This is a genomic window from Bradyrhizobium algeriense, from assembly GCF_003062295.1.
Taxonomy (GTDB): domain Bacteria; phylum Pseudomonadota; class Alphaproteobacteria; order Rhizobiales; family Xanthobacteraceae; genus Bradyrhizobium; species Bradyrhizobium algeriense.
Genome location: NZ_PYCN01000001.1, coordinates 656,345 through 674,929 on the forward strand (window position 1 = coordinate 656,345; position 18,585 = coordinate 674,929).

General features: G+C 63.3%; 12 protein-coding genes. 6 read left to right on the top strand and 6 right to left on the bottom strand.

The features are described 5' to 3' along the window. Positions 1-5 precede the first annotated feature (5 nt). The 3 genes from C7G61_RS03110 to C7G61_RS03120 all read right to left on the bottom strand — a co-directional run bounded on the left by C7G61_RS03110 (position 6) and on the right by C7G61_RS03120 (position 5,055). Complete coding sequence (locus C7G61_RS03110; RefSeq protein WP_108512559.1) at positions 6-1,214, bottom strand: extracellular catalytic domain type 1 short-chain-length polyhydroxyalkanoate depolymerase; 1,209 nt, start codon at positions 1,212-1,214, stop codon at positions 6-8. Positions 1,215-1,349: 135 nt separating this feature from the next. Further along, a complete protein-coding gene (locus tag C7G61_RS03115) occupies positions 1,350-2,756 on the bottom strand; it encodes an MFS transporter (RefSeq protein WP_108512560.1) in 1,407 nt (468 codons plus the stop codon). Between the two features lie 109 nt (positions 2,757-2,865). Continuing rightward, a complete protein-coding gene (locus C7G61_RS03120; protein WP_145963548.1) occupies positions 2,866-5,055 on the bottom strand; it encodes an outer membrane protein in 2,190 nt (729 codons plus the stop codon). Between the two features lie 285 nt (positions 5,056-5,340). Between C7G61_RS03120 and C7G61_RS03125 the strand changes: the two genes are divergently transcribed. The 3 genes from C7G61_RS03125 (at position 5,341) to C7G61_RS03135 (ending at position 8,820) form a co-directional block, all read left to right on the top strand. Further along, complete coding sequence (locus C7G61_RS03125; RefSeq protein ID WP_108512562.1) at positions 5,341-5,811, top strand: Lrp/AsnC family transcriptional regulator; 471 nt, start codon at positions 5,341-5,343, stop codon at positions 5,809-5,811. Between the two features lie 208 nt (positions 5,812-6,019). Further along, positions 6,020-7,261 (top strand): LLM class flavin-dependent oxidoreductase, encoded by a 1,242-nt coding sequence (locus C7G61_RS03130; protein ID WP_108512563.1) that lies wholly within the window; start codon positions 6,020-6,022, stop codon positions 7,259-7,261. 182 nt (positions 7,262-7,443) lie between these two features. Then, positions 7,444-8,820 (top strand): cytochrome P450, encoded by a 1,377-nt coding sequence (locus C7G61_RS03135; RefSeq protein WP_108512564.1) that lies wholly within the window; start codon positions 7,444-7,446, stop codon positions 8,818-8,820. A gap of 22 nt (positions 8,821-8,842) precedes the next feature. On the opposite strand, the gene C7G61_RS03140 is transcribed toward C7G61_RS03135, so the two are convergent. Together C7G61_RS03140 and C7G61_RS03145 are read right to left on the bottom strand one after the other, a co-directional pair. Then, positions 8,843-9,343: a cupin domain-containing protein gene (locus tag C7G61_RS03140; RefSeq protein ID WP_108512565.1), complete on the bottom strand. Its 501-nt coding sequence runs from the start codon at positions 9,341-9,343 to the stop codon at positions 8,843-8,845. 35 nt (positions 9,344-9,378) lie between these two features. Next, a complete protein-coding gene (locus tag C7G61_RS03145) occupies positions 9,379-10,221 on the bottom strand; it encodes an SDR family NAD(P)-dependent oxidoreductase (protein WP_108512566.1) in 843 nt (280 codons plus the stop codon). A gap of 189 nt (positions 10,222-10,410) precedes the next feature. On the opposite strand from C7G61_RS03145, the gene C7G61_RS03150 reads away from it, so the two are divergent. The 3 genes from C7G61_RS03150 (at position 10,411) to C7G61_RS03160 (ending at position 16,653) form a co-directional block, all read left to right on the top strand. Continuing rightward, positions 10,411-11,373 (top strand): sensor histidine kinase, encoded by a 963-nt coding sequence (locus C7G61_RS03150; protein WP_108512567.1) that lies wholly within the window; start codon positions 10,411-10,413, stop codon positions 11,371-11,373. Positions 11,374-11,588: 215 nt separating this feature from the next. Further along, positions 11,589-13,364 (top strand): putative bifunctional diguanylate cyclase/phosphodiesterase, encoded by a 1,776-nt coding sequence (locus C7G61_RS03155; protein WP_108512568.1) that lies wholly within the window; start codon positions 11,589-11,591, stop codon positions 13,362-13,364. A gap of 181 nt (positions 13,365-13,545) precedes the next feature. Continuing rightward, positions 13,546-16,653, top strand: a complete 3,108-nt coding sequence (locus tag C7G61_RS03160; RefSeq protein WP_420836728.1) for a bifunctional diguanylate cyclase/phosphodiesterase — start codon at positions 13,546-13,548, stop codon at positions 16,651-16,653. Here the strand turns inward: C7G61_RS03160 and C7G61_RS03165 are convergent. Continuing rightward, positions 16,569-18,503, bottom strand: coding sequence for a patatin-like phospholipase family protein (locus C7G61_RS03165; protein WP_108512569.1), 1,935 nt, complete (start codon positions 18,501-18,503; stop codon positions 16,569-16,571). The two genes, C7G61_RS03160 and C7G61_RS03165, sit on opposite strands and share 85 nt — an antisense overlap. Between the last annotated feature and the right edge of the window lie 82 nt (positions 18,504-18,585).

Sequence of the window (18,585 nt, forward strand, 5' to 3'; positions counted from 1 at the left end):
CCCGGCTACTTCATCAATCCCGCGGCCGTCAGCGCGCGGGTGATGGCGCCACCGACATCGATGCCGCGGCGCTTCGGTTCGCGCGGTGCTGGCTTGGGTTGGTGAACCGGCTTGTGGGTCCTCGACCAGAGCGTGGCGGCGAGATCGGACGACTGCAGGGATTCCGTGGCAGCAGATGGAACGATCTTCGCCGGCGCCGGCTTGGCCGCTTCGTTGGCCGGACTGACGCGATCGGTGAGGCCGAAGAAATCAGCAATGTGATAGGACGACGAGATCCCCGCTTCGATCAGGAATGCGCCTTCCGCGCCATAGCGCTCGTCGTTGCCGGAAAGCCCAAGCGGCGTGCCGTGGGCCATGTCCGTGATGGTGTAGGACTCGACGACAGTTTCGCCGTCGGCATTCCACCAGACCTCGCGCGGATGCCCGTCGACATCCCCGATCGACATCGGCTCGCCCGGCAGGCCGTGAACGTCGAGCCACTGTTTGACGATTTCATTCGCATTGCCCGGATTGACGGTGCGATCGGCGCTGCCGTGCCACACCGACACTTTCGGCCACGGGCCCTTGTGCTTGGAGGCCTTGCGGACGAGATCGCCCAGCTTGTTGGCCGGACGCGACGTCGACTGCATCATGCCGCCGAGCGCTTCCCGGACATTGCTGGCGATGCCGTAGGGGAGACCGGCGATGATGGCGCCGCCCGCGAACACTTCCGGATAGGCCGCCAGCATCACCGACGTCATCGCGCCGCCGGCGGAAAGGCCCGTGATGTAGATGCGGCGGGGATCGATTTTGTGATCGGCGACCATCCGCGCGACCATCTGCCGGATCGAGGCGGCTTCGCCCCGGCCGCGCGCGACATCGCCTGGATTGAACCAGTTGAAGCAGGTGTTGGCGTTGTTGGAGCCCTGCTGTTCGGGCATCAGCAGCGCAAAGCCATAGCGTTTGGCGAGCGTCGACCAGCCGGTGCCGAAGTCATAAGCGGCCGCGGTCTGGCCGCAGCCGTGCAGGACGACGACGAGCGCCGACGCGCGCGGTAGCGGCTCCGGCACATAGGCGAACATTTTGAGCGCGCCGGGATTGGTGCCAAATCCGTCGATTTCGACGAGCGGACTGCGGGCCCCCGGCGAAATGCTTCGGCCATAGATTCCCAAGCCATTGAACCCGTTCAGCTTCGGGAAATGGCGCAAGAATTCGACGTTCTTCGCGAGCGACAACGATGGCTCCTGGGGCGATTGTTTGGGGCGATTGTTCTTAACGCTACCGTGCACAGATAGTTGCTGCACTGCAAAATAGAAAGGCCGTGCACTGTCATTCCCCACAATCAAATTTTGGCAGATGACGTTAATTTGTCATCCCGTGACCTGACGCATCCATGTCAGGAATGCGGCGCAGGCGATAATCGACAACGCAAACAGCGCGCACGCAGCAAGCAGCGCCAGCCGAGCCGATTGACCAGCCTCGATCGCAAAGAACACCGCGCCGATCGCGGCCACGCCGACCGCGTTGGCGATTTGTGCTGTCGTGCCGTACATGCCGGAGCCCGCGCCGGCGCTGGCCGGCTTCACGGTCGAGAGCACGGCGCTCGACAATGGCGCCATGACGAGCCCCTGGCCGTAGCCGAAGATCGTCAGCACCAGCGAAAGCATGATCGCGGACCGCGTATCGATCCATTCGATCGCCATCACCAACGCCGCAAGGCCGGCAATCTGTACGGCGCAGCCCTCGATCAGCACCAGCGTGCCGCGATGTTTGGCGCGCGCACCACTATGCCGCGAGGCGATCACGAAGGTCAGCGCCAGCGGCAGGAAGACGAGCCCGGCCTGCAGCGGCGGAATATGCAGCCCCTTCTGCATGAACATGGTCATGACCAGATAGAACGACAGATTGGCGAAGAAGAAAAAGAACACCGCGGCAAGCCCGCGCATGAATGCCGCGTCCGACAGCAGCGCGAGATCGATCAATGGCATGCCGCCGCGGCGGGCAACCGCGCGCTCCAGCCGCAGGAACGCGGCGACAATGCCGACGCCTGCGGCCATCACCAGCCACGTCAGGGGCGACCAGTGCAGATCGTGGCCGAACAGCAACGGGCCGATCAGGCACAGCAGGCCGAGAAACAGCACGATCGCACCCGGAATATCCAGCCGCGTGCCGGCGCGGCGCGGTACCATCGGCATGATCTTCCAGGCCGCAACCATGATGATCGCGCCAAAGGGCACGTTGACGAAAAACACCGCGCGCCAGCCGAACCCTAAGAGGTCTGATGTCACCAGGATGCCGCCGAGCAGGAAGCCTGCCGCGCCGGCAAGTCCGAGTACGATGCCGTAGATGCCGAAGGCGCGGGCGCGCGAGGCATCCGCGAACAATAGATGAATGGTGGCGAGCACCTGCGGCACCATCAATGCCGCGGTTGCGCCCTGCGCTAGCCGCGCCGCGATCAATTCCGGGCCAGAAAGCGCCAGCGCGCACCACAGCGAGGTGACCGTGAAGCCCGCCACGCCCGCGATGAACACGTTTCGCGTGCCGTAGATATCGCCGAGCCGCCCGCCGGTGATCACCAGCGTGGCATAGGCGATCAGATAGACCGCAATCACTGCCTCGATCTGCGCCGCGCTGGCGTGCAGTTCGGTCGCTATCGTCGGGATCGCAACGTTGACGATAAAGGCGTCGACCCCGAACATGAATTGCGCCGCGACGACGGTGGCGAGCACCCACCAGCGGCGCGAAGTATCGACGGGGGCTGAGACGATCTGATGCATGAGGAGGAGCCTTGTCCTGTATCTCTTGCATCCGACGATCTCAGGCTTTGGTTATCCCGGCGATTACCTCTGACGTAAGCAGGCCCTGCTTTCAATTCTGCGGGCATGCTCAATATCGAGCGGCGATAGGCTGATCTGTTCCAAATTTGTAGGAAACGCCGGCGCGCACGACCTCGATCGTCTGGCGGCCACGATGTTCCGAAAAAGGCACGTCGCCCGGCACCGTCGATGTGAACGTCCTCGCGTTCTCAAACTTGCCGAAGTCGTAATGCAGGTATTCGACCCGCCCCACCCAGTTCGGCCCAAACGGCATCCATTCCGCACCGGCGCCGATCACCGCCCCGAAGCGGTCCGAAGGCGAGGTTGCCGTCTCCGTTTGCGTGAGTGCTCCCGGGCCGATTTGAGCGATGACTCGGGATCGCTCCAGCCGCTCCCACGCCAAACCGCCTGTGGCATAGAGCAATAAATTATCCGCCGGCAACCAGCCGAGACGCGTCCGCGCCGTGGCCAGATATTTCAACTTGTCCGGCAGCGTGATGGTCTGCGTGCCGCCGCCAAAAATGTTGATGGTTGGCGTCGAGGTCCCCTTGATATCGCCAAGGCTGAAATCGATCTCCAGGCCCGTCACCACGCGGCCAAACTGCCAGTTGTAACCGGCATGGCCACCAGCGAGCGCGCCGCTCGACTTGATGCCGCCGGTCGGCGTGTCGCCAATAATGCGCTGGGTAAAGTCGTTGTCCTTCCAGCCATAGCCGCCATGGGCGCCGAGGTAGAAACCGGCCCAGGTCGACGACGGCAGAGTTGTGAGCGCCATTGCAGGAGCCTTGGTATCAAGAGCCTTGGCATAACGCGCCGGTGCCGCGGCTGCCGGTTCGCCGAACTTGTAGGACAAGCCGGCGCGCAGAACGTCGACGCCGTGGTTACCGGCCGTCGAGACGGTGCTGACACCGGCGACGGTCTCGACGGCCGCGCCCTGAACCGTGCCGAAACCGTAATGCAGATATTCGAGCCGGCCGATCCAGTTGCCGCCGGGCAACATGGCTTCGATGCCGGCGCCGGCGACCCAGCCGAAGCGGTCGGCCGCCGAGGCGCTCACCGAGGTGGTCACGCCACCTGCAGGCGTTGTCGAACGGGTGTACGTTCTATCGAGTCGTTCCCAGCCGAGGCCGGCGGTGCCGTAGAACATTAAATTATCCGTCGGCAGCCAACCCAGCCGAGCGCGGATCGAGCCGAGCGCTTCAACCTTGTTGGCCCAGATTGTCGTAACCGCGCCTTGCGCAGGCAGGAAATAATTGACCTGTGTCGAGCCCTTGATGTCGGCGGCGCTGAAGTCGAGTTCGAAGCCGGTCACGGTGCGGCCGAATTGCCAGTTGTAACCGGCATGGCCGCCGTAAACCCCACCCTTCAATTTGGGACCGCCGATTTGCACGGGCGGGACTTCGTTTTCATTCAGGGAGAAATTGTTTTCGCCCCAGCCATAGCCGCCGTGAGCGCCGAGATAGAATCCGGCCCAGCCGGATACAGCCGCGACGGCCGGAGCTTTCGCATACGCCGCGGGCGTGGCGGCGCCGGCGTCGCCGAATTTGTAGGACAGCGCCGCGCGCACCGTGTCGATGGTCTGTCGGCCTGCATGGTCCGAGAAAGATCCATTAGGCACGCTCGAGATACGGCTCGCGGTTTGCGCGACGGCGCCGAAATCGTAATGCAGATATTCGAGACGCCCGATCCAGCTCGAGCCGAACAGCATCGTCTCGACGCCGACGCCCGCGACCCAGCCGAGCCGATCAAACGGCGCGTTGCCGGAGGCGTTGACATTGATCGGCGGGCCCACCGAAGTATTTCGTCCCTCGTCGACTCGTGCCCATGCCGCGCCCGCGGTGCCGTAGAGCAGCAAATTGTCCGTCGGCAACCAACCCAGCCGGCCCCGCGTGGTCCCGAGATATTTCACGCGATCGAATCGGTTGCTCGCAAGGGTGCCCTGCCCTGGAAACTCCTGCGCGGCCGTCGCCGAATTGCCGCTGATGTCAGCGGCGCTGAAGTCGATTTCGAACCCGGTCACCGCGCGACCAAATTGCCAGTTGTAGCCGGCCTGAGCGCCGTAAAGCCCACCTTGCGACTTGAAGCCCTGAACGGCCGCGTAGGGAGGCAATGGGAAAAGCGTCTGGCTGAATTTGTTGTCACCCCAGCCGTAGCCGCCATGAATGCCGAGGTAGAATCCGGCCCAGGACTGCGCTGTCGCCGGCGATGCCTTGGTCAAAGCCGGCAGGTCCGCCGCGGAGGCAGCGGCTCCGAGCAGCATCCAAGATGACGTTCCGATAAGCAGGTTGCGCAGCATCTAATCCGGCCTCTCTCTTCCAATTCCAATCGGCCCGACGCATCGGGACGTTGTGGAACCATACCGGACTTCGGGTTCCATACTGTAAATATTACGGCAATATCGTGAATTTCCCGTCTTTATTGTGGCTTCTGTGACACTTTCCGGAAATTAATCGGGCGACTGGTTGTAAAAGTCGCTGAAAGCCTTTGCGGACCCTGCAAGATCGTCTAATTCCGTAAGACTTGCGAAATTCCGGGCGAGGCCTCGATGGCAAAACTGGACGACACCGACCGGCAACTCCTGATGCTGCTGCAGGAGGACGACCGGCAGCCGCTGGCTGCGCTCAGCGAAAAGATCGGCGTCGCCGTCTCCACCATCAACGATCGCATCAAGCGGCTGGTCCGGTCCGGCATCATTTCGGGCTTTCATGCCCACGTCGCGCCGGAAGCGGCGGGGCTCAATCTGCTCGCCTTCATCATGGTGGGCTGGAGCAACCCGAAGGTCGAGGCGATATTTCTGGAGAAGGTGAAGGCCTCACCCGACGTACTGGAGTGCCATCACGTCACCGGCGCCTGGAATCACCTTCTGAAAGTTCGAGTCGGCACCACGCGCGATCTCGAACGGTTTCTCAGCGAAACGATCAAGGCGGTGGACGGCGTGGAGAGAACTGAAACACTGATCACGCTGTCGTCGGCGAAGGAGACGTGGAAGGTCAGTCTTGAGGCCGCTCCATCCTGACAGTGCAGGCGACGCCGCACGCGGCAGAAGCAACTGGACCGCAAGAGAGCAATCACCCACGAATTCCGGGCCGCGGCATGCCGTCCGACTTTGCGCGACAACCATGCGCTGGCCGCCCGGCTTCGAGCATTGCCTTGCCGTTTCCCGCCCCGTAGTTTGCGAGCTTAAGCAAATTCCAAAAGCAAAATAAATCCGGAGAGGAACACGCATGGCACGCCTGAAGTTCGGAGCCTTTCTCGCCCCGCATCATCCGATCGGCGAAAATCCGCTGCTGCAGTTCCGCCGCGATCTCGATTTCGTCGAACAGATCGACGCGCTCGGCTTCGATGAATTCTGGTGCGGCGAGCACCATTCCTCCGGCTGGGAAATGATCGCCTCGCCGGAAATGTTTCTGGCGGCCGCCGGCGAGCGCACCAAGCGCATCAAGCTCGGCACCGGCGTGATCTCGCTGCCTTATCACCACCCCTACAACGTCGCGCAGCGCATGGTGCAGCTCGACTGGATGACCGGCGGCCGCGCCATCTTCGGCTCTGGGCCCGGTGCGCTGGCCTCCGACGCGCACACGCTCGGCATCGACCCGATGACGCAGCGCGACCGTCAGGACGAGGCGCTCGCGATCATCCGCCGCCTGTTCAGGGGCGAGCGCGTCACCGCCAGGAGCGACTGGTTCACGATGAACGACGCCGCGCTGCAATTGCTGCCGCTGCAGGAAGAGATGCCCTGCGTGGTGGCGTCGCAGATCTCGCCGTCGGGCATGACGCTCGCCGGCAAATACGGCATCGGCATCATCTCGCTCGGCTCGATGTCGACGCAGGGCCTGATGGCTCTGCCGACGCAGTGGGGCTTTGCCGAAGACGCCGCCAAGAAGGCCGGCACCACCGTGAGCCGTTCCGACTGGCGCGTGCTGCTGAGCTGGCACATCGCCGAGACCCGCGAACAGGCGCAGCGCGAGGCCGGCCCGGGCCTGATGCGCTGGCACAACGAATATAACGTCCGCACGCTGCAGCGGCCGGGGCTGGAGCCGTTCACCTCGCCCGAGGATGCGATTGAGAAAACCGCCGGCGGCGAGAACGCTGCCTCCACCATCGGCACGCCGGATGACCTTGTCAAAACCATCAAGAACCTGATGCAGGTCTCGGGCGGCGTCGGCACCATCATCGGCTTCGTGCATGACTGGGCCAACCCGGAAAATACCCGCCGAAGCTGGGACATGGTCGCGCGCTACGTGATCCCGGAAATCAACGGCTATGTCAGGGGGCTGCGCGAATCACAGAAATTCCTGATCGAGAACCGCGCGGTGTTCGAGCGGGCGGGTCAGGCCGTGATGGCGAAAATCATGGAGAACGAAAAGGCTGCCGCCGCGCTCGCCCATACCGGCCCGGGCCGGGTGGCGATCCCGACCATCAACGCGCCGGACCTGCAAAAGGAAGCAGCCAAGCGCAAGGCGTGATGAGACCGGCGCGGAGTGCGCTCCGCGCCGCTTCTCCTGATGAGGTCAACTTCCCGTAATATTTCTGGACTTGGCGGTCCGGACCATGCTCGGACCGCCGCGCACCAATATTCAGGCCGCGACAAAGCCACTGATCCGGTGGATAATATTTTCGATTTCTGAGTTCAGGCGGAGCAATTGCCATGTCGATGCAGAGTGTTGCTTCTCCCGCCAATATCCCCATGCCGCCGAACCCCAGGGCGTTACGGCACATTCCCGGTAACGAGGGTTGGCCGTTCATCGGCAACACGCTGGCGGTGCTGGCCGACCCCAAAGGACAGATTGAGAAGTCGGCCGCCAAATACGGTCTGATCTACCGCACCCATCTGTTCGGCGAGACCAGCGTGACGATGCTCGGGCCCGAGGCCAACGAGCTCGTGCTGTTCGACCAGTCGCGCCTGTTCTCCTCCACCCATGGCTGGGGACCAATCCTCGGCCTGCTGTTTCCGCGCGGGCTGATGCTGCTGGATTTTGAAGAGCACCGCCTGCACCGCCGCGCGCTGTCGGTCGCGTTCAAGTCGGGGCCGATGAAGTCCTACCTCGTCGATCTCGACCGCGGCATTGCCGCGCGGGTCAAGCAGTGGAAGGCGCAGCCGGGCGAGATGCCGGTGTATCCGGCGATGAAGCAGCTCACGCTCGATCTGGCGGCGACGTCCTTCCTCGGCGCCGACATCGGGCCTGAGGTCGACGAGATCACGCGCGCCTTCATCGACATGGTGGCCGCAGCCGTGGCGCCGATCCGGCGGCCACTGCCGTTCACGCAAATGGGCCGCGGCGTTGCAGGCCGCAAGCGGATCGTCGCCTACTTCGCCGAGCAGATTCCTATCCGCCGCGCGCGGGGCGGCGGCAATGACCTGTTCTCGCAACTGTGCCAGGCGACGCACGAGGACGGCGCGCTGCTGTCAACCCAGGACATCATCGACCACATGAGTTTTCTGATGATGGCGGCGCATGACACGCTGACATCGTCGCTGACCTCCTTTGTCGGCGAGCTTGCCGCCCATCCCGAATGGCAGCAGCAGTTGCGCGAGGAAGTCAAAGGCCTCGGCATCGAGGCCAACGATCCCTCCAGCATCGACAATCTCGAAAAGATGCCGCTGTCGGAAATGGCGTTCAAGGAAGCGCTGCGACTGAAGCCGCCGGTGCCGTCGATGCCGCGCCGGGCGGTGCGCGCCTTTTCGTTTAAGGGTTACGACCTTCCCGCCGGCACGCTGGTCGGCGTCAATCCGCTGTTCACGCATCACATGCCCGACATCTGGTCCGAGCCTGAAAATTTCGATCCCATGCGCTTCACCGACGAGGCGCAGCGCAACCGCCATCGTTTTGCATGGGTGCCGTATGGCGGCGGCGCGCATATGTGCCTCGGCCTGCACTTCGCCTACATGCAGGCGAAATGTTTTGCGCGGCATTTCCTGCAGAACCTCGAGGTCTCGCTGGAGCCCGGCTATAAGCCGGACTGGCAGATGTGGCCGATTCCGAAACCGCGTGATGGTTTGCGCGTGGTGTTGAAGCCGGTGTGAGACTTGGTGCGTAGGTCCCAACCTACTTCACGAGCGTCGTAAGTTGAGCGCCCTCGTCAGCCACGAACACCGCGATCAATTCGGCGGGCTCGGTCATGCTGGCATTGGCCGAAACCAGATGCACGGCGCCGGGCGGCTCGAAGAACGACTGACCCACTCCAAAGGTCTCGACCGGGCCGCCCGCCAATTGCGAGCGGATTTCGCCCTTGGTGACATAGGCGGTGACTGAGCCGGCATGCCGGTGCGCCGGCGTGAACCCGCCGGGGCCATAGAACACGCGCACGATCGTCACGCGCTTGCCCGCCACGTTCGGCAGCGCATGCGAGCTGATCGGCTCGACGACGTCCTGTGTCGAGCCCGACGAGACACTGTTTGCGCACAGCGGCTCGATGACCGCCGAGATCGCGTCCATGGTCGATGGCAGCGTCTTGCCGATGACGAAGGCACAGGCGAGGCCGGCGATGATGGCGAGGTAGAACGGACGAAAGTCGCCCTGCTGCGATGATCTGAATGCTACAGACATTTGCGTCTCCCTTTGTATCGCCCAAATTTCACCGTCTACCCCGCGCCCTGATCGAACGCCTTCTTCAGCGTGACATAACCCTGCTGCTGCTGGCTCCAGTTGCGACCGCCCGTCATGGCGCCGTCGACCACCAGATCGTGACCGTTGATGAAGGAAGATTCGTCGCTCGCCAGAAACACCGCGGCATGCGCGATATCCTCAGGCAGACCGGCGCGCGGGATCGGCTGGGCCGATTTGTAGACCTCGCGCATGACCGCGGGCGTCTTTTCGGCGGCCTCCACCGACAGGCCGAGCGCCTTGCCGAAAATGCCCGTCGCGATCGCGCCGGGCGAAATCGAATTCACGCGGATGTTGGCTTCGCCGAGTTCCATTGCCACGCATTTGGTGAGATGGATGACGGCGGCCTTCGCCGCGCTATAGACCATCGACGATGAAAAACCGGCCAGGCGGCCGGCGATGCTGCCGTTGTTGATGATGCTGCCGGAACCCTGTTTCCGCATATGGGGGGCCGCATGCTTCATGCCGAGCATCACGCTGCGCACCAGCGTCGCCATCGCGGCGTCGAAACGCTCGACCTCAAGGCTCTCGATGCCGCCGGTCTGCGCCGGACCGCCGGCATTGTTGAACAGGCAATCGATGCGGCCGAATTTCTCCACCGAAACGGCGATAAGCGCCTTCATCTGCTCTTCCACCGTGACGTCGGTCTGGCGAAAGATGCAGTTTGTGCCAAGCTTTTTGGCCAGCGCCTCGCCCTCCGGCGCGCGACGCCCGGCGATCACGATTTTTGCGCCTTCGGCGACGAATAGTTCCGCGGTGTGCAATCCGATGCCGCTCGTCGCTCCGGTAATCACCGCAACCTTGCCGTCCAGCCGTCCCATATCGTCCCCCCTGTCGCAATCGGTTCCGCCAATATTCCCGCCTCTCGCCCCACAAGGCAAGCGAGCTTGTTCCATCGTGATCGCCCATCGCCTTGGCCGCTTTGCTGCCATCGGCTGCCCCGAAATCCCCTGATTTCGGTATGCTCGGCCATATTTTGGATTCGCTGATCACGTGAAGTGACTACTCCGATGAAGAAATTGATCGACGAGTTCACGCACGGCTGGCAGGGAATTTCCCAGCCCTCGCTGCTTTTCAGCTCGGTCTTCGTGGCCGGCTGCCTCGCTTTGTCGACAATCGCCCGGTGGGGCATAGCCCAGATCCGTCCCGACGTATTCTTCACGCCCTATTTCCCGGCCGTGTTCCTGGCCGCCGCCATCGGCGGCGCCCGGGTCGGGATCGTGACGGCAATCGCGGGAGGCGCGCTCGGCGTCACCGTCAATTTTGATAGCTCTATTGCGGATTCCGCGCGGTTTGCGCTGCTGCTGATGTTCTGGGCGGTTTGCGGATTCGCCATCTGGGGCGTCGAGCATTACCGAACGATCGTCGCGCAACAGCGGGAGGATTCGAAGCGCCTGATCCGGGAAGAGGAATACCGCAAGCTCCTGGTCGAGGAGTTGCAGCACCGGCTCAAGAACAAGACGTCGACGATCCACGCCGTGCTGCACCAGGTGCTGCAGGACCAGCCGCAAATCTGGGGCAGCATCGATCGCCGCCTCCGCGCGCTGTCGGCGACCGACGATTTGATCGCGCGGCTGGACGGCAGCGGCTGCGACATCAAGGACATGCTGCATTCCGAACTCGGGCCATACGGCCATGTCCGGTTCAACTTGAACGGCGATGCACTGTTCCTGCCGGCCAAGCTGGCGGTCAGCCTGGCGCTGATCTTTCACGAGCTGGCCACCAATGCCGGCAAGTACGGCGCGTTCTCTTCGGCGCGCGGGCTGTTGCAGGTGTCGTGGTCGGTGTCGGAGAGCCGCCTCAACGTCACCTGGGATGAAACGGAAGGTCCCGCGGTCGAAAACGTCGGCCCTGCGGGCTTCGGCACCAAGCTGTTGCAATCGGCGCTTCGCGCGTTCGACGGCAAGACCGAGATCCGCTTCCTCAAGACCGGCGTGCATTGCACGATGCAATGCCGGATTCCCGCGAATTAGGGCGTTTGCAGCGAAGTCCCGACGCAAAATCCGTCGCGCTGGCCAAACGCGTGAACCGATATTCACCTCGCACGCGGCCCTCTCTATCGGCGTTGACATTCTGTTAATGACGATCACGCCCAACGCCGTTGAAAATCGCCGACTTCTACGGTTGTCCCGGTTTTTCGCAGTTCCACTTAACCAATGCTACAAGGGACTTTGCCAAGCTCCGTGGCATGCATAGTCCCAACAAGCACGACTTTCAGGCGGCCGCGACGCAGGGCAGCGATGAAAGCATATTTGAATCCGAACTGAACATCCTGCGGGATGTCTTCAGGTTGCTTCCGGCCGGTGTGACCGTTCAGGACGAGCACGGCGAGTTCGTACTGATGAACGATGCCGGCGCTGCCCTGCTGGAAGCGGCCGCCGCGGCGCCGTCAGCCTCGCAACTGAGCGATCGCCGTGAAACCTGTCTCGAATTGCTGCGCACCGGCCGCCCGGCCGTGCTGGAAGAAGCCATCGCCGGCGGCGCGGCCAAGCAGGTGGTTCTCACCTCGCATCGGCCGGTCCGCGTTGCCGGGCGCAATTTGCTGATCTCGAGCTCCACCGACATCTCTGAACAGAAAGCGTTCGAGGATCACCTGTTCCGCTCCGCCTATTACGATGAGCTGACCGGCCTGCCGACGCGACGCGTGATCGAGCATCGCGTCAACAGTCTGCTGAAGTACGACAACGGACAGGGCCGTTTCGCGCTGGCGTTTCTCGACATCGACAATTTCAAGCACATCAACGACTATTACGGACACGCGGTCGGCGACGCGCTGCTGGTGGAGATGGCCAAGCGGCTGGGGCTGGACCTGCGCGACTCCGACATCCTGTCGCGGATCAGCGGCGACGAGTTCGTGCTGCTGCTCAACCCGATCCAGAACGACGCCGAGGTCGAAGAGTTCATCCACTTCATCCTGCAGCGGCTGAAGGCGCCGTTCTTCATCGACCAATCCGAGATATTCGCCTCGACCTCGATCGGCGTCAGCCTCTATCCCGAGCACGGCCGCAGCTACGAGGTGCTGCGCCAGAACGCCGACATCGCGATGTACCGCGTCAAGAACGGCAGCAAGGGCGCCGCGGCATTCTTCGATACCAGCATGGAGCGCGAGGCGCTGGCTCGGATGAAGATCGAGCAATCGCTGCGGCTGGCTATCCTGGAAAAGCGCTTTTGCTGCGCCTTCCAGCCCAAGGTCGATATCCGGACCCAGGAGATCACGGGTGTCGAGGCGCTGGTGCGCCTGCGCGACGACGAGGGGGTGATTCAGGCCCCCAGCACCTTCATCAACCTTGCCACCGAACTGGGCCTGATCGACGAACTGACCCATCTGGTGCTGGCGGAGATCGTCAAGTCGATCGACCTGATCAACGAGACCTTCGGCCCCAATACCACGATCAGCATGAACGTCGCAGCCAAGCAGGCCGGCAATCCCGAATTCATGCGGCCGTTCGCCGAGGCACTCGAAGCCACCGGATTTCCGGCGCGATTCATGATCGAGGTGACGGAAGACGCCTTCGTCACCAAGACGCACTTTCAGGACGAGATCCTGCCGATCTTCCGCAGGCTCGGCGTTAAGATCTCGATCGACGATTTCGGCATCGGCTATTCGTCGCTGTCGGCGTTGGCCGACATTACCGCCGACGAGATCAAGATCGATCGCTCCTTCATCACCGACATCCATAAGCGGCCGCGCAGCCAGGGCATCTTGCGGGCGATCGAATCCTTGAGCGAAGCGCTCGGAATGACCGTGATCGCCGAAGGGCTCGAAAGCTTCGAGGAACTGGCCTATCTGCAGGCCGCGACCAAGATCCGCTACGCTCAGGGCTTTTACTTCTCGAGGCCGACTTTCCTGGAAGACCTCAAGCTGGCGACCCCCCGCGCCAGCGAGGCGCGCGCAAGCCTGGCTAGCCGGCCGGCACAGGAAAACCGTCCCACCTATTCGCGCGCCGGCGGTTATCGCCGCTGAGGGACGGGTCGCTTGCCGCCGACGGACGCTTCATCCCCGCCAACAGAACAGCAGAAGCAGCAGATTACCGCTTCGTCGCGCGATCGCGGCGGAAGGACACGCGATTAAGCCTTGGGTAACCGGATTTCCTAACGGCTTATGACATCCGCCCATCGTATGCAGATTCCCGGGAGAAGGGAGAATGCACGGTCTGTTTCACCACCTGCACGGCATGAAGGCCCGAACCGCAGCCACCGGGCGGCACCTTGCCGCGACCATCCGGGGCCCGGTGTTGTGGCTGACGCTTTGCGGCGGTCTGCTGGTCGCGGCGATTTTCGTCGGCACCATCATGATGACCAGTGAATTCCGCGAGCGCGCGCTGCTCAACAGCGAACGCGAGCTGGAGAACACCGTCCTCCTGCTTGCCCGTCACTTCGACCAGCAGTTCGAGGACTCCGACACGCTGGCCGACGACGTGATTTCCCGGCTGCAAATTTCCGGCATCACCTCGGAAAAGGAATTCCGGAAACATGCCGCAAGCTCAAAAGCACACGAGATCCTGAGATCCAAGGCGGGCGTCCTGTCCTATCTCGGCGACATCTCGATTTTCGATTCCAACGGCGACATGATCAACTGGTCGCGGCCGCTGCCGGCCCCGGGGCTCAACATTTCCGAACGGGCCTACTTCAAGAGCTTCAAATTCGATTCGCGATCGCCATCCATTCTGACCGAGTCGGTTCGCAGCTATCTCACCGGCAATCTGAATTCCGTCATCGCCCATCGATTGCGAGGCGAGGACGGCGTCTTCCTCGGCGTGATGACGCGGCGCATCAACCCGGTCAATTACGAAAAATTCTTCGCCTCCGTAGCCCTCGGAACCGGCGCCGCCATCTCGATGTTTCATGCCGACGGCACCCTGCTGGCGCGCTATCCGCGGGTCGACGAGCTGATCGGCCAGAATTTCGCGAAGGCGCCGCTGCTGCAGCAGGTCCGGGAGCGGGGCATCCGGCAGACGCTGCGCGTTCACAGCCCGATCGACGAGACCGACAGGCTGGGATCTGCAGCCCCGCTCGGCCACTACTCGGGCATCGTGGTCGCGACCAACACGGTTGCCGCCGCGCTCGCCGACTGGCGCGAACAAACCAGGTTACTGGTTATCGCGGCGACGCTGGCGGCCGCGGTAATCGCCCTGATCCTGTTCCTGATCATCAGGCAGATCACCCGGCAAAACCGCGAGGCGCAGCAGCGGCTCGAAACGGAACGGGGCCGGCTCGATACCGCCCTGAACAACATGATTCAGGGTCTTGCGACGTTCGACGCCTCGGCTCGCCTCGTCACCTTCAACCAGCGCTACATCGACATGCACAACCTGTCGGCCGACGTGGTCAAGCCTGGCTGTCATCTTCGCGACCTGATGCAGCATCGCAAGGATCGCGGCTCGTTCGATGGCGACATCGATGAGTTCTGTGAGTCGGTCATACAGAACATCGGGCGCGGCCAAGCCGGCCAAAGTGTCATCCAATGCGCCGACGGACGCGCATTCCTAACGGTGCGAAAGCCGCTGGCGGATGGCGGGTGGGTCGCCACCATGGAAGACATCACCGAGCGGCGCAACCTCGAGCAGGAGCGCGACCGCAACTACGCCTTCCTGAGCCAGATCATCGATCACATCCCGTCGCAGATCACCGTGAAGGACGTGCACGACCGGCGCTATTTGCTGGTCAACCGCGTGGCGGAAACCCAGTTCGGCATTTCACGCGACCTGATCATCGGCAAGACGGCCTTTGATCTCTTTCCAAAGGCCGCCGCCGAACTCATCGCGGCCGACGAGGAGAAAACGCTGCAATCTCCCGACGGCCTGTTCAAGGACGAGCACGTCTGGGAAACCCAAGGGATGGGCCCGCGCTACATCACCTCCAAGCGGCTCGGAATCAGCAATTCGGCGGGTCAGGCGCGCTACATCATCAACGTCGTCGACGACGTGACCGAGCGCCGGCTTGCCAACGAGAAGATCGCGCATCTGGCGCATTACGACGCGCTGACCGACCTTCCGAACCGGGTGCTGTTCCGCGAGCAGATCGAGCGCGAGCTGCGCAAGGCCGTTGGCGGCCAGCAATTCGCACTGCTCTATATCGACATCGACGAATTCAAAGGCATCAACGACTCGCTCGGACACCACGTCGGCGATGAACTTTTGAAGGCGGTCGCGGCCAGCCTCAAGGATTGCACCAAGCCGGGCGATCTCATCGCCCGTCTCGGCGGCGACGAATTTGCGGTGATCCAGACCGCGGTCAGCGGCCGCGCCGAGGTCGAGGAATTCGTGACCCGCATTTACGAGGCGATACGCCAGCCCTATCAATGCCTCGGCCACCATCTTTCGACCGACGCCAGCGTCGGCATCGCGATCGCGCCCGAAGACGGCACCGAGCTCGACCAGTTGATCAAGCACGCCGACCTCGCGATGTACGCCGCCAAGGCCGAGGGACGCCGCATCCATCGCTTCTTCGAGCCCGCCATGGATGCCCGCGCCAAGGCGCGGCTCACCATGGAGCAGGATCTGCGGCAGGCGCTGGCCGATGACGACTTCGAAATCTACTACCAGCCGCTGCTCGATCTCGCGAGCGGCGAGGTGACGGGCTGCGAGGCGCTGTTGCGCTGGCGCCATCCCGAACGCGGCATGATCTCGCCGGCGGAATTCATCCCCGTAGCCGAGGACACCGGCCTGATCAACGAACTCGGCGACTGGGTCATGCAGACCGCGTGCAACGAGGCGGCCGGCTGGCCGTCGCGGGTCAGGCTCGCCGTCAACGTTTCTCCGATCCAGTTGAAATCACCGACGCTGGCGCTGCGGATCACCGGCGCGCTTGCCGCCTCCGGCCTGCCGCCCGATCGGCTCGAGATCGAAATCACCGAGGCGGTGCTGATCCATGACGACGAAAGCGCGCTGGCGATCCTGCATCAGCTCCGCGCCATCGGCGTGCGCATCGCGCTCGACGATTTCGGCACCGGCTTCTCCTCGTTGAGCTACCTGAAGCGGTTCCCGTTCGACAAGATCAAGATCGACCGCTGCTTCGTCAGCGACATCGAGGTCGACGGCTCGGCGGCGATCGTGCAGGCGGTGGTGAACATCGCAGCGGCGCGCAACATGACCACGACCGCGGAAGGCGTCGAGACCGAGCAACAGCGCGAGATGCTGCGTCAGCTCGGCTGCACCCAGATGCAGGGCTATCTGTTCAGCGCGCCGAAGCCGGCGGCCGAGGCGAGGCGATTGCTGGGCGTGCGATTGGAAGCTGCGACAGCCGTCGCCTGACGCCGTTCCAGCGCGCCAGTGTCGAGTATGGCTGCAATCGCCGAACTGTCTCCCGCCTCCAGCGCCGCAATGGCCTCTTTGGCCCAGCGGTAGGAGGCATCAAAGATCTCGGTGTGGCGATCGAAATCCGTCACGTCGATCCCGGTCGGAAACGGCGGCCGCATCACCGTATCGAACGGCCCGACCGGCAGCGTATCGTAGCGCTGATGCGCCACGAGGCTTCGCCACAGCACGTTCACCGCGCTGGGTGCGGCGGGTAATAGCTTCTTGCGGAACGGCGTCAGCATGGCAGCGATCAGTTCGAACCGTCCGGGGAGCGCCGCATAGTCGACGTCGAACATCTCCGCCGCCGGCTCGCCGAAATGCACGACCAGGTTGGGGCCGCTCTTGAGCTGGTGCATCGACGCCAAGGGCACGTTGTCGATAAGACACCCATCGACCAGCATCGCGCCCTCCGGCGTGTAGAACGGCGGCAACAGCCCGGGGATCGCGCTCGATGCGCGGACCGCCTGCCAGAGCGGCCCCGTCCGGATCAGTTCGAGATTGTGGGTCGAAAGATTGGTGGCAACGGCCGCAAAGGGCCGCCAGCAATCCTCGATCCGGCAGTCGGGACCGTACTGATGGGCAAGCGCGCGATCGAACGCCTTGTGATCCAGCAGCGCATAGCGCGGCCAGGTCGGCCGCCGGAAGCTTCTGCTCCTGACGAAGATTTCGTGCGTGCCGCGCTCGAGATGCTCGGCTTCGAGATTTTTGGCAAAGCCGGCCACCATGGCGGAGCCGACGCTGGTGCCGACAAAGATATCGAACATCACGCCGCGTTCGCGAAACGCCTTGTAGATTCCGACATGCGCGGTGCCAAAACTGCCGCCGCCGGCGGCGACGAAGCCGATCGCCCGGCCGCACAGAAAGCGGACAAGGCTGTCGATATCGATCTGGTCTTCGAGAGCGACATGGTGATGCATGAAGGCCGGCAGCCGGGCAAGCCAGGCTGCGGTGCCGGAGACCTCACCGCTTCGCCGGTCATGAACGCGGACGAGGCGCCGGGCCGAGACGGAATGAACCTCGCAGGCGAAGGCCTCGATCTCGGTCAATGCTGCCGCAGGCGCCTCCCCGCGGCACGCGAACACCACCATGTCGGCCTGACGGATCGCCTTGCGCGCCCATGGCGAGGCGTCGCGGCCACCGAGATAAACCACCAGAGGCGCGGTGTGTTCGAGCCTGTTGAGCCATTCGGTGACTTCGTGCGCATCGAGCGCGCGCCCGGGAAACATCGCATGCAAGCGGGCGGCGTCGATAATCTCGGCTTGGGTCGCGGCGAGCCCCTCGCGCATCCGGCGATCGAAAGCGCCAGGCAGCGGTTCCACACCGCCGTCGATCAGCGCTACGGTGCGCGCCTTCGGCGAGGTGGGGAACGGCGCGATGCGCGCGGTCTCCTTGGCGAACCGCCGCGCCAGCGCCGCGAGCAGCGCCTCGACGATGGCGGGGGTTTCCTCGACGAGCTTCTGGTAGGCCGGACGCGTCAATGCCAGCACGCTGGTGTCGCGGATGGCGATCACATCCGCCGTGCGCGGGACATTGGCGAAGAAGCCGATCTCGCCCACCAGTTCGCCGGCCCGAAGCTCGGCGATCGGCTCGATATAGCCGGTCTTGCGCACCGCGAGCGCACCATGCAGCACCAGGAAGAGCGAGTCCGAAGGTCCGCCTTGCGCGACCAGCATCTGCCCGCGCACCAGATCCTGGCGGACCATGGCGTTGAGCGTCTTCAGCCGCTGTTCGGAACTGAGCGTTCGAAACAGCGCGAAGTCCTCCAGGGCGGAGCTCCACGCAAGCACCGAGCTCGATCCACTCATTTAGCGGTACCCAGTTGAATTCGCGAGGCTCAACCTTAGCGCCGGGCCCACACCACCGCGAGCGATATAAAGCCGTGCGCGA